The organism is Providencia sp. PROV269, from assembly GCF_028477785.1.
GTDB classification, from domain to species: domain Bacteria; phylum Pseudomonadota; class Gammaproteobacteria; order Enterobacterales; family Enterobacteriaceae; genus Providencia; species Providencia rettgeri.
In genome coordinates this window covers 1-15,747 of record NZ_JAMPLV010000003.1, presented here as the reverse complement: position 1 = coordinate 15,747, position 15,747 = coordinate 1, and the positions used below count along the sequence as shown (strand labels likewise).

Here is a 15,747-nt window from a genome sequence, read left to right as displayed (position 1 = left end):
TTTCTGACTTATTTCCCTTCTTATCTTAAATTTCCTATTATTAATAGAGAAACATTCAATATTTGGCACAAAATCTATAAATCGAATTTCTAGAGCAACTATGATTACAATTGGTTAACAAAAAATAATGGCGGTAAATACACATATTGCCATAGCCATAAAAACCAAGGAGGAGTTATGTCGTTGAGTCTAAAAACAACGAGTGCATCGACACTCAATGTTGGAAACAAGCAGTATAATTACTTCAGTTTAGCGCTAGCTGAAAAAAAGCTCGGTGATGGGACGAAGTTACCTAAATCATTAAAAGTCTTACTTGAAAACCTATTACGTCATATTGATGGTAACTCAGTTGTTGAACAAGATTTACAAGCCATTATTGACTGGCAAAAAAATGCACATGCAGATAGGGAAATTGCGTATCGTCCCGCGCGTGTGCTTATGCAAGATTTTACCGGAGTTCCTGCTGTTGTTGACCTGGCCGCGATGCGTGAAGCGGTTAAATCATTAGGTGGCAATGTTGATCAAGTGAATCCGTTATCCCCCGTAGATTTGGTCATTGACCACTCGGTAATGGTGGATGAGTTTGCCACCCAATCCGCCTTTGGCGATAACGTTGAAATTGAAATGGCGCGTAACCATGAGCGTTATTTATTTCTACGTTGGGGGCAAAAAGCATTTAATCGTTTTCAAGTGGTACCACCTGGTACAGGTATTTGTCACCAAGTTAATTTAGAATACCTTGGTAAGGCGGTATGGTATGAAGAAATTGACGGTAAATTATATGCTTATCCAGATACTTTAGTGGGCACGGACTCCCATACGACGATGATCAATGGGTTAGGTGTATTAGGTTGGGGTGTCGGTGGTATTGAAGCTGAAGCCGCTATGTTAGGCCAACCTGTCTCGATGCTAATCCCTGACGTTGTTGGTTTTAAATTAACGGGTAAATTATCCGAAGGGATCACAGCAACTGACCTTGTGTTGACAGTGACACAAATGCTACGTCAACATGGTGTCGTGGGTAAGTTTGTTGAATTCTATGGTGACGGCTTGGCCGATTTACCATTAGCAGACCGCGCAACTATTGCGAATATGTCCCCTGAATATGGTGCAACGTGTGGCTTTTTCCCGGTTGATGAAGTAACACTGTCTTATATGCGTTTAACTGGGCGCAGTGATGATGAAATTGCGCTGGTGGAAGCTTATAGTAAAGAGCAGGGTTTATGGCGTTATGCGGGCGATGAACCGATTTTTACCAGTACACTTGAGTTAGACATGTCGACAGTCGAATCCAGTTTAGCCGGGCCTAAACGTCCACAAGACAGAGTCGAACTTAGCCAAGTACCAAAAGCATTTCGTGGCGCAGTCGAATTAGAAGTCAATAAGAAAATCCAATCGAGCTATCCTTCGGTTAAATATCAAAATAAAACCTTTGAATTAACCGATGGCGCGGTCGTTATTGCAGCAATTACCTCTTGTACAAACACGTCGAACCCAAGTGTATTAATGGCGGCGGGGCTATTAGCGAAAAAAGCCGTTGAAAAAGGGTTAGTTCGCCAACCGTGGGTTAAATCATCATTAGCACCGGGTTCTAAAGTGGTTACTGATTATCTTGCCGTTGCAGGTTTAACACCGTATTTAGATAAGCTTGGGTTTAACCTTGTCGGGTATGGATGCACAACCTGTATTGGTAACTCAGGGCCATTACCAGAACCAATAGAAGAAGCGATTAAACAAACGGATCTTACTGTTGGTGCCGTACTGTCAGGAAACCGTAACTTTGAAGGGCGAATTCACCCACTGGTGAAAACTAACTGGTTAGCCTCTCCGCCGCTTGTTGTTGCCTATGCACTGGCGGGTAATATGAATATCAACTTGAAAACTGACCCTATCGGGGTTGATAAATCGGGTAATGATGTTTATTTGAAAGATATTTGGCCATCAAGTGCTGAAATTGCGCAAGCTGTACAGCAAGTTAAAACAGATATGTTCCGTAAGGAATATAACGCGGTCTTTGAAGGTGATGATGCTTGGAGAGCATTAAAAGTTGAAAGCTCTTCAACTTATCACTGGCAAGCAGACTCGACCTATATCCGCCATCCACCTTTCTTTGAAGGAATGCAATCTCAGCCAGTACCTGTTAAAGATATTCATGGCGCAAATATTTTAGCGATCCTCGGTGACTCGGTCACCACTGACCATATTTCTCCCGCGGGGAATATCAAAAAAGAGAGTCCAGCAGGACGCTATCTGCAAGAACACGGTGTTGCTGTCGCAGATTTCAACTCTTATGGTTCGCGTCGTGGTAACCATGAAGTGATGATGCGAGGGACATTTGCAAATATTCGTATTCGTAATGAAATGGTACCAGGTGTGGAGGGCGGTTATACCTTACATATACCGACAGGCAAACAAATGGCGATTTATGATGCAGCGATGCTGTATCAACAAGAAAATCGCCCATTGGCTATCATTGCGGGTAAAGAATATGGTTCAGGTTCTAGCCGAGATTGGGCTGCGAAAGGTACAAATTTATTAGGTGTGAGAGTCGTCATTACTGAGTCATATGAGCGTATCCACCGTTCCAATTTGATTGGTATGGGGGTTATACCTTTAGAGTTTAAAGATGGGGTATCCCGTAAGACACTCAATTTAAAAGGTGATGAACGCATTGATGTCACGGGGTTACAGTCAATTACTCCTGGACAAGATATCACAGTGAAAATCACGTATGGCAATGGTGATATAAAGGAAGTTATAACCCGCTGTCGTATTGATACTGCAACGGAGATGGATTATTACCGTCATGGTGGTATTTTACATTATGTTATAAGACAGATGCTGCATTAATCATTCAATTGTGTTACTGAAACGCCTGTAAGATTGTTATCCTACGGGCGTTTTTATTTTTTAATATTTAATCTTATTTATCAATTTTGTTTTTTCTCAATATTTTTGATAGCAATCTACGTTATGGTGTTAAATAGACGGTAGATTAAAGGAGAAAATAGTCGCTACTAGGCTAAATGAAAATAGGGTGAAGTTCGCCATAAATAAGTTTCTTTGTGCAAATTAATTGAATGTAATAGCTTTAGCACGGGTCACCATGTAACTGAGCTTATCGAAAACACTATAAAGGAAATGAGTATGGCAGATATCAATGAAACCGATTTCTATAAAGGGGCATTGTGGGCAGCAGATATCTTATTAACCACATCCCATTTTGATGGTGCGAACGAAGAGGTTCGTGACATTTTGGAGCACATACCTAACTTATATTCTATTGTGATGAGAACACCTGAAACGGAAGTCCATGATTTGCGTTTATATGCAGACAAAGAATTTCCACTCGGCTTAAATGCAGATTACACCACTATTACCATTGCACCATTACAAGACTACTTTGATATTTTGCCTATGCCCGATCAAAACCCTGAGAGTATTACGGTTGAAGTCGATTACTGGGGAGTGGTTGCAACAACATCTGCGGGTAAACAAGATTTATTAATTGCCGGTTTAGCAACGCCAGAGCAAGCACAGCATTATGTGCAAACATTAACCCAACAACTTGAATTGCAAAGAGCAAAATAGCCAACTGGCTATAAATTAGGCGTTTTAAGTACTATTATTCAACAGAAATGACAAAAAACCGCGCTACTGTGTTTATGTACAGTAATGCGGTTTTTTTTAACTGAATGAGATTATAACGCGTTGGCTTCAGCTAACTGTAAAGCGAAATAAGTGAAAATAAGATCAGCGCCTGCGCGTTTAATTGACCCTAGTGTTTCAAGAGCCACACGCGTTTCATCAATTGCACCCGCTTGAGCGGCAAATTTAATTTGTGCGTATTCTCCACTGACTTGATAAGCCCCGATGGGTAATTGAGTGTGTTCGCGTAAATCACGAATAATATCCAAATACGCTCCGGCAGGCTTTATCATTAGCGCGTCAGCACCTTCGCGCTCATCAATTAGTGACTCATGGAGCGCTTCACGGCGGTTCATTGGGTTCATCTGATAGGTTTTTCTATCGCCTTTAAGGCATGAACCTGCCGCATCTCGGAATGGGCCATACAGTGCGGATGCAAATTTTGTGGAGTAAGACATAATTGCAGTATCTGTAAAGCCAGCTTCATCAAGAGCATGACGGATTGCAGCAACCTGGCCATCCATTGCGGCAGAAGGGGCAATGAAATCAGCGCCTGCACGTGCGGCGGCAACCGCTTGTAAACCTAGGTTATGGATAGTTGCATCGTTGTCAACGACATGACCGTGCATAACGCCACAGTGACCATGAGAGGTGTATTCACAGAAACAGGTGTCAGACATCACTATCATTTCAGGAACGGTTTCTTTGCAGATACGTGACATGCGTGCCACTAAACCATTCTCTTGCCATGCATCACTACCATTATCATCAAGATGATGGGAAACCCCAAAGGTCATCACTGATTTTATTCCTGCATTTGCGATACGCTCAATTTCATAGGCAAGGCGTTTCTCAGGAATACGCATAACACCCGGCATGCTATTGATTGGCATATAGTCGTCGAGTTCTTCTTCAACAAAAATTGGCAAGCAAAGGTCATTAACGGAAAGGTGGGTTTCTTGGAATAAAGTGCGGAGTTTTTCGGTCTTACGCAATCTTCTCATGCGTTGAATGGAATGCAGGTTGTTCACAGTATCTCCTGGTAGTATGCGGAATAAACCTCAAGAGCTCAGTTTATTCGTCAGGGTAATCAGATGGCTAACAGTATAAACCTTATAGAAAGAAAGTGAATATAGCAGCGGGTAAATGGCACACTTTGAATGATGATAATCAGAATGAGGAGAAGAAAGGGAAGAGCAGAACACTCTTCCTTTGGTGAGATCACTGATGCTTAAATAGCATGTGTCCCATTTTTTCTGCTTTAACGTCAAGGTAATGTTCGTTACTTGGGTTACGACCGACAATCAGTGGAACACGCTCTACCACGTTAATTCCAGCTTCACGCATGATGTCTATTTTTTTCGGGTTATTTGTCAATAAACGGACTTCATTAATTCCCAATAATTTATACATATCAGAGCATAAGGTAAAATCACGTTCATCGGCTTTGAATCCGAGTTTGATGTTAGCTTCAACCGTATCAAGGCCTTGATCTTGCAATGCATAAGCACGGATTTTATTTAGCAAGCCTATGTTTCGGCCTTCTTGACGATGATAAAGTAATACCCCTCGGCCTTCTTTACTAATCTGAGAGAGCGCGGCTTCTAATTGAAAACCACAATCGCAACGTAGACTAAATAACGCATCTCCTGTTAAACATTCGGAGTGGATCCGGCTAAGTACCGGTGTATCTCCTGAGATATCGCCAAAAATTAACGCTACATGATCACGACCGGTTGCGATTTCTTCAAAACCCACCATTAAAAACTCACCGAAAGGTGTTGGGAGTTTTGCTTCGGCAACGCGTTTTAGCTGCATATTTTCTTTCATTAGTTAAAGTAACTCTTGCTTAATTAATAACGTTTATCGATATAAAGTAGCTTAACTATAATACATCGACGCTATATGACGTTTAGCATATAGAGGTTGGTATTCTTTGCACACGACCAACGCTGTATTACTATAACAGAGTTAATAATAGGTGAATGGAATATTTGTATATTTAATAGAACTTTATTTGGAATACATTGAATGAAAAAAACGGTTTTGGTTGTTTGTGCTTTTGCATTGTTATTAATCATGCCTCCCATGGTGATGATAGTTACAGGGTGGCATTGGTCACCAGAAACCCAGTTTAACTCAATGAAATGGCTTCTTTGGCTGACAGACACTGCGGGAGCGCCTTATAGTATTTTAACGTCTTTTTTATTTCTTGGAGTCGTTATATTCGTTTTCCGTTCAGAAAAGAAACAGCGATTGAAAATTTTGCTTGTTCTGGTCAGCGTGGTATTACTGCAACAAGGTTTGAAGAGCGCATTAAAAAGCACATTTAAAGAACCGCGTCCTTATGTGGAATGGTTGGCAACTCAATATCAAATTCCGTCATCAGAGTTTTATGAGTTAAAACGCAGTGAACGAGCGAAATTAATTAAAAATACGGTTAAACAAGATGAAAATATAGCTAAATGGCAGCGTAAACATTGGCAAGCAGAAACGGGGTATTCTTTTCCTTCGGGTCATATGTTATTTGCAGCAGGCTGGGCATTGTTTTTAATTGTGCTTTTTTGGCAACAGCGTTTATATGCTTTATCGATAGGGCTTGCTATTTGGGCAGAGGGTATTGCGTTTAGTCGGATGTTGTTGGGAATGCATTGGCCTATAGATATAATAACTTCAGTGATCATCAGTGCTTGTTTTACCATATTTGGTTATTATATTTTACGGGCATGGGGACTATTTAGTAAAGCCGATTAATCTTTCATCAAGTTGGCCATTATTAGGGGAGATCTAACTTAAATATCTCATTGTATAAAATAAATTGCTTTGTCTGAATGCGCTGGAAATGCTACCTTAACAGGTAGATATTATTGGATGAATAGAACTGATAACGGGAATAAATGTGAAATATTTTCTGATTTTATTACTAGCGGTCGCTTTTTTTATTGTTTCGATTACGCTAGGTTCAAGCAATGATCAGGTTATTACATTTAACTACCTGATTGCAAAAGGGGATTTTTCATTATCGACCCTTCTTGCATCACTTTTTGGTGTCGGTTTTGTGCTAGGTTGGCTAGTCTGTGCCGTGTTTTATTTACGAGTCATCGTTAGCCTGAAAAACGCACGTCGTAAAATTCGACGTTTAGAATCACAATTAGGTGCTGGAGAAAGTAATATTTCCGACTCAACCTCATTAGTGACGACTCAGAACAAGGAATAATCCTGTATGTTCGAGTTGCTGTTTCTGCTGCTACCGGTTGCTGCTGCTTACGGTTGGTACATGGGGCGCAGAAGTGCTCAACAAGATAAGCAACAACATGCGAATCGCTTGTCACGTGATTATGTTACAGGCGTTAACTTCCTATTATCTAATCAACAAGACAAAGCTGTCGATTTATTCCTCGATATGCTGAAAAATGAAGACAGTTCCGCTTTTGAGGCTCATCTCACGCTGGGAAATTTATTCCGTTCTCGTGGTGAAGTTGAACGTGCCATTCGTATTCACCAGTCGCTGGTAGAAAGCGCCGCTTTGTCATTTGAACAACGCTTATTAGCAACCCAACAGCTTGGCCGAGATTACATGGCTGCAGGGGTTTATGACCGTGCAGAAAATATGTTTCAGCAATTGACAGACGAAGTCGATTTCAAACAAAGTGCCTTACAATCCCTCTTAAATATTTATCAGCTTACCAGTGACTGGACAAAAGCCATTGAAATAGCAGGAAAACTGGTTAAATTAGGGCACCCCGAGTTACGTGAGCAAATTGCGCATTTTTATTGTGAATTAGCGACCCAACAACTCGCTAGCGATGATCTTGAAGATGCACTGACATTGTTAAATAAGGCAGAGCAAGCCGATAACCACTGCGCTCGAGTTTCGATTATGAAAGGTCGGTTGTTTATCGAGCAAGGTAATTACGACAAAGCGGTTCATGTCTTAAAACAAGTCTATGAACAAGATAGAGAACTCGTCGCTGAAACATTACCTTTGCTGTTTGATTGCTACCAACATACTGGCCAAGCAGATGAGTGGGAAGATTACCTTCGTCAGTGTGTTGCAGGTAATTCAGGGGCTATCGCAGAACTTTACTTAGCCGATATTATTGTTGAAAAACAAAATCATGAAGCGGCTGCGAATTACATTAACGACCAAATTCAACGCCATCCTACGATGCGTTTATTCTATCGTTTAATGGATTACCATCTTGAAGAAGCTGAAGATGGAAGGGCAAAAGAAAGTTTGATTTTGCTGCGTAAAATGGTAGGAGAACAAATTCGTACAAAACCCGATTACCGCTGTCATAAATGCGGGTTTACATCGCGTGCATTATATTGGCATTGTCCATCTTGTCGTTCTTGGGACACAATTAAACCTATTCGCGGGCTAGATGGTCAGTGACAGCGTCACTTTTTAAATAATAACGACTCTTTAAAGGCTAAGAAATGATTTCCTCAACTGAGAACCACACACATTCACCAATTATTGTGGCACTTGATTATGAAGATGCTAATGAAGCTTTGGCTTTTGTGGATCGTATTGACCCACGTGATTGTCGCTTAAAAGTTGGCAAAGAAATGTTTACTTTTAATGGTCCTCAATTTGTTAAGTCACTCCATGAACGTGGTTTTGATATTTTCTTAGATTTGAAATTTCATGATATTCCAAATACTGTTGCTCGTGCGGTTGCGGCTGCAGCTGAGATGGGGGTATGGATGGTTAATGTCCATGCTGGTGGTGGGGCTCGTATGATGGAAGCGGCGCGCCAATCTCTTGAGCCTTATGGTAAAGAAGCGCCATTACTTACTGCAGTAACAGTATTAACGAGTATGGATGAATCTGACCTCTCAGGTGTTGGAATTAACGTTTCACCGGCAGTTCATGCAGAGCGTTTGGCCTTATTAACGAAGCAATGTGGGTTGGACGGTGTTGTTTGCTCTGCACATGAAGCTCAACGTTTAAAACAGTTATGTGGTGCTGATTTCAAATTAGTTACCCCAGGTATTCGCCCTACAGGTAGTGATGTCGGGGACCAACGTCGCATTATGACACCACAAGATGCAGTGAAAGCAGGTGTCGATTATATGGTGATTGGGCGTCCGATTACACGTAGTGAAAACCCAACAGTCACATTACAACAAATCAATCAATCTATTGAAGGTTTGCTATGAGTGATACAAATAGTCGTCTTGTTTACAGCACTGAGACAGGACGTATTGCTGACGAAAAACCCAAAGTTGAAAGGCCTAAAGGCGATGGTATTGTGCGAATTCGCCGTGAGACATCAGGACGCAAAGGGAAAGGTGTTTGTGTTGTTACAGGTCTTGACCTTGAAGATAGCGAATTAGCAAAACTAGCGGCTGACCTTAAAAAGAAATGTGGCTGTGGCGGGGCTGTCAAAGACGGTAACGTTGAAATTCAAGGCGACAAACGTGATGTTATCAAACAGTACCTTGAGGCGAAAGGTTTTCAAGTCAAGTTAGCTGGTGGCTGATTGACTCGACAATTTTGCTGTTTTTCATGAGTGGCGACCTAGAGAGCCACTCATTTTATAATGAAAAAGTGGTTAAATTGCTGCTAACTCGGCAAATAAAGCAGGATTACGCTTAATGGCGATGAGTATTTTAGCCGCTAGCCCTGTTGGGTTACGTCGTTTAAGCTCCCAACTTTTAATGGTGTCGATACTCGTCCCTAGCGCATGAGCTAATTCGCTTTGTGAAACATTAAGTTGTTCTCGAATTGCTTTGACGTCAGTAATTTCGTAACGAGTGACATTAGCAGCTTTTTGGTGACCGTGTTTAATGTCAACAGCTTCTTCTAAAGAGGCTTTTAATTCGTTGAATATACTCATTTTATACCTCATTTTTTAGTAATTTCGTTAGTTTCTTTAATTCTGCTTTTTCTAAGTCATTTAGCGTATCTTTGACATTCTTTGGGTAAGCCATTATAAAATAAATGATTTCTGCTGTAGCTAGGAAATAAATAACCCGTACACTTGCACTTTTTCCTTTATTACCTGTTGCCATCCTAATTTTGCGAAGACCACCTGTTCCTTGGATAATATCGCCTTTATCTGGCCATGCGATAAGTTCATTTTGTAGTGTCCTAAGTTCTTCTTGTGTTGCTATCGATTGGATTTGTTTAGTAAAAAAGCTCGTTTCAATAAATTCAATTGCGTGACTCACAGGGTTCCCTCCCTTTGCATTAATTGCAAGTGTACTTTGTACACTTTTTTCCGTCAATAGTTTAATAGATTATCGGATATGAAAAATAAAATAGCGTTCATGATGAACGCTATTGTAGATTAAGGAGAGAAAATAAAGGATGTAATGAGATTTATTTACCGACTTGGTGACCGATAATTCCACCAATTGCAGCACCGCCAACGGTTCCTACGGAGCTTCCGCCTGTCAGTACGGCACCACCAACAGCACCTACACCAGCACCAATCGCTGTGTTTTTATCGCGTTTAGACATATTTGAACAGGCACTGACACTGATAGCGACTGTGGCTATCACCATGAATGATAAAATACGTTTGCTTACTGTGTTCATTTTAGTGATCCTTAGTACAGATTTAACAGTTAACAAAATATCATGATAGGTTATTATACGAATAAGAATAATCAGGAAAAGATCTGGAAAAGTGCTCGCTGTTTAACGTTTAATGCGAATATGATGTTAAAAAACAATTTATAGAAAAATAAAAGACCATAGATATCAAACTATGGTCTTTTAAGAATAGCAGAAAAGTTGTTATTCGGCTGGTCTAGCAACGATATTACGTGTTTCCATACGAACTTCATTAATGGTGACATTAATAATATCGTTAAGTTGGTAAGCTATTTCACCTTTAACAAGCACATTGCCTGTTTCTTGGCTACATTGAATCTCATCACGAACGCTATGAATAAAGGGGGCAGGGACAAATGCAACGGCACCATTGTCGACTAAGCGAACTCGCACTCCACCACGTGTAATATCGATAATTTCAGCTGGGAATTTAGTATCTGTACCCTCAAAAGGCTTTAAGTAACGCGAATAGAGCCAGTCACCAACATCACGTTCAGCCATACGATTTGCACGACGACGTTCAGCTAATTTGATTGATAATTCTTCGGAGGGTTTATCCGTAGAAGGTTTACCGGCAATAATAGACTTTATTAAACGATGATTGACGATATCGGTATACTTACGAATTGGTGAAGTCCAAGTCGCATAAGCATCAAACCCTAAACCAAAATGTGGACCGGGCTCAGCTTTGACTTCCGCAAAAGTTTGGTAACGACGAATTCGGCTATCAAGGAATTGAGTCGGCTGTGCATCTAATTGACGGCGTAGTTGACGGAAACCTTCTAGTGATAACAACGATTCAGCCGTTGTTTCAATACCGTTATCTTTTAGTGTTTGCACGACTTGGTCAATTTGCAGAGGTTCAAACCCCATATGCACATTAAACACCCCAAACCCTAATTTTTCTTTTAGTACCGCAGCAGCGCAGAGGTTAGACGCGATCATAGCTTCTTCAACAATGCGATTAGAGCTACGGCGACGTTCAGTCACGATGTCAACCACATTGCCTTTATCATCTAATACAAAGCGGTAATCGGGGCGGTCTTTGAAGACGAGGGCATTATTTTCACGCCATTGTAAACGTCTATCTGACATTTCTTTAAGGAGTAAAATTTGCTGTTTATCGGTATCATTTGCTGGCTGCCAACTGCCTGTATTCTCAAGCCAATCAGAGACTTCGTCATAAACTAATTTAGATTTCGATTCAACCCAAGCACTGAAAAACTCAATGTGATCGTCAATGCGTCCATCTTCTTTAATTAGCGCAATACAGACTAAAGTAGGGCGGCGTTCATTTGGGCGTAAAGAGCATAGGTCGTCAGATAATCTGCGCGGTAACATTGGAATATTGAAACCAGGCAAATAGTTGGTATAGCCGCGGGCTAATGCCAGTTTATCTAGTTCGCTGCCTTCTGGTATATAACTTGTCGGGTCAGCGATAGCGATATACAGCTTTAAATCGCCATTATCGGTTCTTTCAACATAGAGCGCGTCATCAATGTCTTCAGTACTAGCATTGTCTATCGTCGTAAAATGCAAGTGAGTTAAATCAACACGTTCAATTCCTTGATCGTCACGTTCACTATCAACCATTTTAGGTTCATCACGGTCTAATTGGTGACGGCGTAACGTTACCCACCAAGGGGCAAAATGGTCATCACCATCGGTGATAAATTCAGTTATTTCAGCGTAGAAAGTTTTATCACCCTTTAATGGGTGGCGACGCATTTGTGCAACAACCCAATCATCTTGTTTGAATTCGTGATTGATGCCATTAACAGGACGGCAAGAAATCATATCTTTCAGTAATGGGTGATCGGGAATGACAAATAAGCGGTTATCATTGTCTTTTTTTTGTATTTTCCCAACAAACCTATCTAAAAAAGGTTCTACCAGCTCTTCTGGTTCTGCAAATTCGCGGTCTTTATCTGTACGAACTGCAGCAATAACGCGATCGCCATGCATGACTTTTTTCATTTGAGGCGGTGGAATGAAATAACTTTTTTGGCCATCAACTTCGAGAAAGCCAAAGCCTTTTTCTGTGCTTTTTACCAGCCCTTCAACGCGTGGAGTCTGGGCATGTAGTTTTTGTTTAAGTTGTGCGAGCAGTGGGTTGTCTTGGAACATACTTACCGTTTTATTGATATTGGGTTTGGCTCTATTGTTACGTAAGACAAAGTCTTAGAGCAAGGAAAAAATGCGTTACTGACTAGATTCATCATTAAAAATACCGTTTATTGGTAATGTATAAAAATAGCATTTTGACTAATCTTCTGGGTATATTTTTTCTTTAAATTCACATAAATCTTCAATAATACATGAGCCACAGCGGGGTTTGCGGGCAATACAAGTATAACGTCCATGCAAAATAAACCAATGGTGGCAATCTACTTTAAACTCTGCGGGTACAACTTTAAGGAGTTTTTCTTCCACTTCAACAACATTCTTACCCGGAGCAAAGTTAGTACGATTGCAGACACGAAAAATATGTGTGTCAACAGCGATAGTCGGCCAGCCAAATGCGGTATTAAGAACCACATTTGCAGTTTTACGGCCAACACCCGGTAAGGCTTCCAAAGCCTCTCGGTTTTCAGGAACCTGACTGTTGTGTTTTTCGATTAAAATTTGACAGGTTTTATAGACACTTTCAGCTTTAGTATTAAATAAGCCAATGGTTTTAATGTATTCTTTTATCCCATCCACACCTAGCGCCATAATAGTTTCAGGTGTATTAGCAACAGGGTATAGCTTCGCTGTCGCTTTATTAACACTCACATCAGTCGCTTGAGCTGACAATAAAACGGCGATTAATAGCTCAAAAGGAGAATTAAATTCTAGCTCCGTTGTCGGGTGTGGGTTGTTATCCCGTAGACGAGTTAGAATTTCAATGCGTTTTGATTTATTCATTGCTCACAAAATATCGTTGTTAAGAAATATGGCTACCGCAACCTTGCTGTTTTTCATATTCACGCTCGGGTTGAATACTGGATTGTCGTGCGGCTCTTTTTTTCATTTTTTCATCAATTAAGTACTTCGCTGCTAATAGTAACGCTAGCCCAATGAAGGCACCAGGCGGTAGCATAGCGAGTAAAAATGGAGAATCAAGATGTAATACTTCAATACGAAGGGAGGTGGCCCAAGAACCAAGTAACAAGTCAGCACCATCAAACAAGGTACCATTCCCTAAAATTTCACGAATTGACCCTAGAACAAGCAAGGTCGCCGTTGCGCCTAAGCCCATGGCAAACCCATCTAGAGCAGATAACCCAACAGGATTACGAGATGCATAGGCTTCTGCTCGCCCAATAACAATACAGTTGGTGACGATTAACGGAATAAAGATCCCGAGAGATTCATATAAACCAAAAGCATATGCGTTGATTAGCATTTGTACGGCACTAACAACAGAGGCAATAATCATCACGTAGATAGGGATGCGAATTTCTGATGGTACCCAACGACGTAAAGCAGAAACTGCAACATTAGTACAAACTAAGACTAATGTTGTCGCTAAGCCTAGCCCTAATGCGTTTGTTGCTGTTGATGAAACAGCAAGAAGCGGACAAAGTCCTAATAGTTGAACCAATGCAGAGTTGTTTTTCCACAAACCTTGCATTAATAAGTCTTTAGATGTATCGCTCATTATTCGTCCCCACAGCGTGGATAATTCGATAATTGTTGTGGAATTTGTTGCATAAATACAGCAGTACGTTTAGTCGCATTGACGACTGCTCTGGGCGTAATTGTTGCTCCAGTAAACTGATCAAATTCACCACCGTCTTTTTTAACCGCCCATTTAGGGTCATTGTCAGAGGCTATTTTCTTACCGCTAAAATAAGTAATCCAATCAGATATTCGTGTCTCAATCTTGTCACCAAGCCCTGGTGTTTCATGATGTTCTGTTACACGAGTTCCCAATACTGTGCCGTTAAAATCGGTTCCAACTAATAAATGTATCGCGCCAGAGTAGCCGTCTAATGCCGTTGTTTCTAATGCCGCAGCAACGGGTTCGCCATTTTTACGGGCTAGATACAAACGCCTAGGTTGTTTGTTACCAAGTATGGCCTCATTAGTGACTAAATAACACTCTTTTGCGAGGTCATTGTCATATAAATCACTTGGTATAACTTGGTCGAGTAATTTTTTCTGAACAATAGCGGCTTGTTCAGCAATAGTCTCTTTAGTTAACGTGTACACTGCAGCACTAAGCGCGGTCGTGCCTGCCGCAAAGATTGCTAACGTTACACCATGGCGTTTCATCGTGTTTAACATACGGTTATCCTTACTTATGCCCATGGCCGTACGCACGAGGTTGCGTATAGTAATCAATTAATGGAACGGTAATATTGGCGAGTAACACGGCAAATGCGACAGCGTCAGGGTAACCACCGTAAACACGGATCACCCAAACAAGGAAACCAATGATCACACCAAAAATAATTCGTCCCTTAGGTGTTGTCGATGCGGTAACAGGGTCAGTGGCAATAAAAAATGCCCCTAGCATAGTGGCGCCAGACAATAGATGAACCCATGGTGATGCATGCTGGCTATCATCAATTAAGTGGCTAACAATAGCTAAGATTGCCAACGTACCTAAGAACGACACTGGGATATGCCAGCTAATAATACGGCGCTGTAATAAGAACAAACCGCCAACTAAATAGCCAATATTTACCCATTGCCAACCAATACCGGCTAAGGAACCTTGCAAAATAGGTTGTTGTAATACTTCAGAAATAGAATGAGTCAGTAGGCCCGTTTTAAAGCTATCAAGCGGGGTTGCTTGGCTCATACCATCAATTCCCGTTCGTAGTTGCTCGAGAGTAATACCTGTTGGTGTATGGCCACTGAGAATAATTGATAGGCTATCAAGGGCTGAAACCGACATATTCTGTAATTCATGCGGGGGTAGCCAGTTTGTCATATGAACAGGGAATGATATCAATAAAACAACATAACCCACCATCGCGGGGTTAAAAGGGTTTTGTCCCAATCCACCATAACATTGTTTAGCAATCGTAATAGCAAAAAATGTCCCTAATACGATTAACCACCAAGGTGAGAGCGGTGGTAGGCTGATGGCTAATAATAAAGCAGTTACAATGGCTGAATTATCTTTTAGTACAGGAACTACAGGTTGTTTGCGTAAACGAATAGAAACCGCTTCTGTGATAACGGCTGTTAGCATCGCTAAAATAATTTGATATAAGGTGCCAACGCCAAAAAAATAAACTTGAGCCGCAATACCGGGTATTGCAGCTAAAAGTACCCAAAGCATGACTAAGCTGGTGCTTTGTTTATTATGAGTAAATGGCGCGCTAGCAATTTTTAAACGGCGATTTTTCGCATCAATTGGCCTAAATTTCATCTCGTTATCACTTACTCTGTAGTCGTTTGTTCATGTTGTTTTTGTGCTTGCTTCGCTTTTACTCGCGCGATTGCAGCGGCAACGGCAATTTTTCGAGGGTCGGTTTCCTCTTCAATGGGTTGTTCGGCAGCGGGAGTAAGCTCTTCTTGTGCGAGTTGTTCTG

General features: G+C 41.1%; 17 protein-coding genes. 7 read left to right on the top strand and 10 right to left on the bottom strand.

Going from position 1 to position 15,747, the window contains the following annotated elements:
- Window positions 1-177 precede the first annotated feature (177 nt).
- Window positions 178-2,850 (top strand): aconitate hydratase AcnA, encoded by a 2,673-nt coding sequence (gene acnA / locus PR683_RS04530; RefSeq protein ID WP_196719489.1) that lies wholly within the window; start codon window positions 178-180, stop codon window positions 2,848-2,850.
- Window positions 2,851-3,147: 297 nt separating this feature from the next.
- Entirely contained in the window at window positions 3,148-3,591 is a 444-nt protein-coding gene (locus PR683_RS04525; RefSeq protein WP_004911037.1) for a hypothetical protein, read from the top strand.
- A 110-nt stretch (window positions 3,592-3,701) separates the two neighbouring features.
- On the opposite strand, the gene hemB is transcribed toward PR683_RS04525, so the two are convergent.
- Window positions 3,702-4,679 carry a porphobilinogen synthase gene (hemB, locus tag PR683_RS04520; protein ID WP_110731948.1) on the bottom strand — a complete coding sequence of 326 codons (978 nt, stop codon included), beginning with the start codon at window positions 4,677-4,679 and terminating at the stop codon, window positions 3,702-3,704.
- A 190-nt stretch (window positions 4,680-4,869) separates the two neighbouring features.
- A complete protein-coding gene (ribA, locus tag PR683_RS04515) occupies window positions 4,870-5,466 on the bottom strand; it encodes a GTP cyclohydrolase II (protein ID WP_004911029.1) in 597 nt (198 codons plus the stop codon).
- Between the two features lie 213 nt (window positions 5,467-5,679).
- Between ribA and PR683_RS04510 the strand changes: the two genes are divergently transcribed.
- The 5 genes from PR683_RS04510 to yciH all read left to right on the top strand — a co-directional run bounded on the left by PR683_RS04510 (window position 5,680) and on the right by yciH (window position 9,137).
- Window positions 5,680-6,402, top strand: a complete 723-nt coding sequence (locus tag PR683_RS04510) for a phosphatase PAP2 family protein (RefSeq protein ID WP_272571849.1) — start codon at window positions 5,680-5,682, stop codon at window positions 6,400-6,402.
- Between the two features lie 145 nt (window positions 6,403-6,547).
- Window positions 6,548-6,865, top strand: a complete 318-nt coding sequence (locus PR683_RS04505; protein WP_004911022.1) for a LapA family protein — start codon at window positions 6,548-6,550, stop codon at window positions 6,863-6,865.
- Window positions 6,866-6,871: 6 nt separating this feature from the next.
- Window positions 6,872-8,044: a lipopolysaccharide assembly protein LapB gene (gene lapB / locus PR683_RS04500; protein WP_109912266.1), complete on the top strand. Its 1,173-nt coding sequence runs from the start codon at window positions 6,872-6,874 to the stop codon at window positions 8,042-8,044.
- Between the two features lie 44 nt (window positions 8,045-8,088).
- Window positions 8,089-8,814: an orotidine-5'-phosphate decarboxylase gene (gene pyrF / locus PR683_RS04495; protein ID WP_109912265.1), complete on the top strand. Its 726-nt coding sequence runs from the start codon at window positions 8,089-8,091 to the stop codon at window positions 8,812-8,814.
- Window positions 8,811-9,137, top strand: coding sequence for a stress response translation initiation inhibitor YciH (yciH, locus tag PR683_RS04490; RefSeq protein WP_109912264.1), 327 nt, complete (start codon window positions 8,811-8,813; stop codon window positions 9,135-9,137). The genes pyrF and yciH overlap by 4 nt, the downstream gene beginning before the upstream one ends.
- Window positions 9,138-9,209: 72 nt before the next feature.
- On the opposite strand, the gene nadS is transcribed toward yciH, so the two are convergent.
- The 8 genes from nadS to rsxD all read right to left on the bottom strand — a co-directional run bounded on the left by nadS (window position 9,210) and on the right by rsxD (window position 15,584).
- Window positions 9,210-9,494, bottom strand: a complete 285-nt coding sequence (gene nadS / locus PR683_RS04485; protein ID WP_004911011.1) for a NadS family protein — start codon at window positions 9,492-9,494, stop codon at window positions 9,210-9,212.
- Window position 9,495: 1 nt separating this feature from the next.
- The gene (locus tag PR683_RS04480; RefSeq protein ID WP_109912263.1) at window positions 9,496-9,828 is read right to left on the bottom strand and encodes a type II toxin-antitoxin system RelE/ParE family toxin; all 333 of its coding nucleotides are present in this window, start codon (window positions 9,826-9,828) and stop codon (window positions 9,496-9,498) included.
- A 151-nt stretch (window positions 9,829-9,979) separates the two neighbouring features.
- Entirely contained in the window at window positions 9,980-10,198 is a 219-nt protein-coding gene (osmB, locus tag PR683_RS04475) for an osmotically-inducible lipoprotein OsmB (RefSeq protein ID WP_004911006.1), read from the bottom strand.
- Between the two features lie 201 nt (window positions 10,199-10,399).
- Entirely contained in the window at window positions 10,400-12,343 is a 1,944-nt protein-coding gene (locus PR683_RS04470; protein WP_123381923.1) for an exoribonuclease II, read from the bottom strand.
- 138 nt (window positions 12,344-12,481) lie between these two features.
- Entirely contained in the window at window positions 12,482-13,123 is a 642-nt protein-coding gene (nth, locus tag PR683_RS04465; RefSeq protein WP_102138606.1) for an endonuclease III, read from the bottom strand.
- Window positions 13,124-13,142: 19 nt separating this feature from the next.
- On the bottom strand, window positions 13,143-13,859 hold the full coding sequence (locus tag PR683_RS04460) for an electron transport complex subunit E (protein ID WP_004910994.1): 717 nt from the start codon (window positions 13,857-13,859) through the stop codon (window positions 13,143-13,145).
- Entirely contained in the window at window positions 13,859-14,488 is a 630-nt protein-coding gene (gene rsxG / locus PR683_RS04455) for an electron transport complex subunit RsxG (protein WP_109912261.1), read from the bottom strand. The genes PR683_RS04460 and rsxG overlap by 1 nt, the downstream gene beginning before the upstream one ends.
- Before the next feature lie 10 nt (window positions 14,489-14,498).
- Complete coding sequence (gene rsxD, locus PR683_RS04450) at window positions 14,499-15,584, bottom strand: electron transport complex subunit RsxD (RefSeq protein ID WP_004910990.1); 1,086 nt, start codon at window positions 15,582-15,584, stop codon at window positions 14,499-14,501.
- Window positions 15,585-15,747 lie beyond the last annotated feature (163 nt).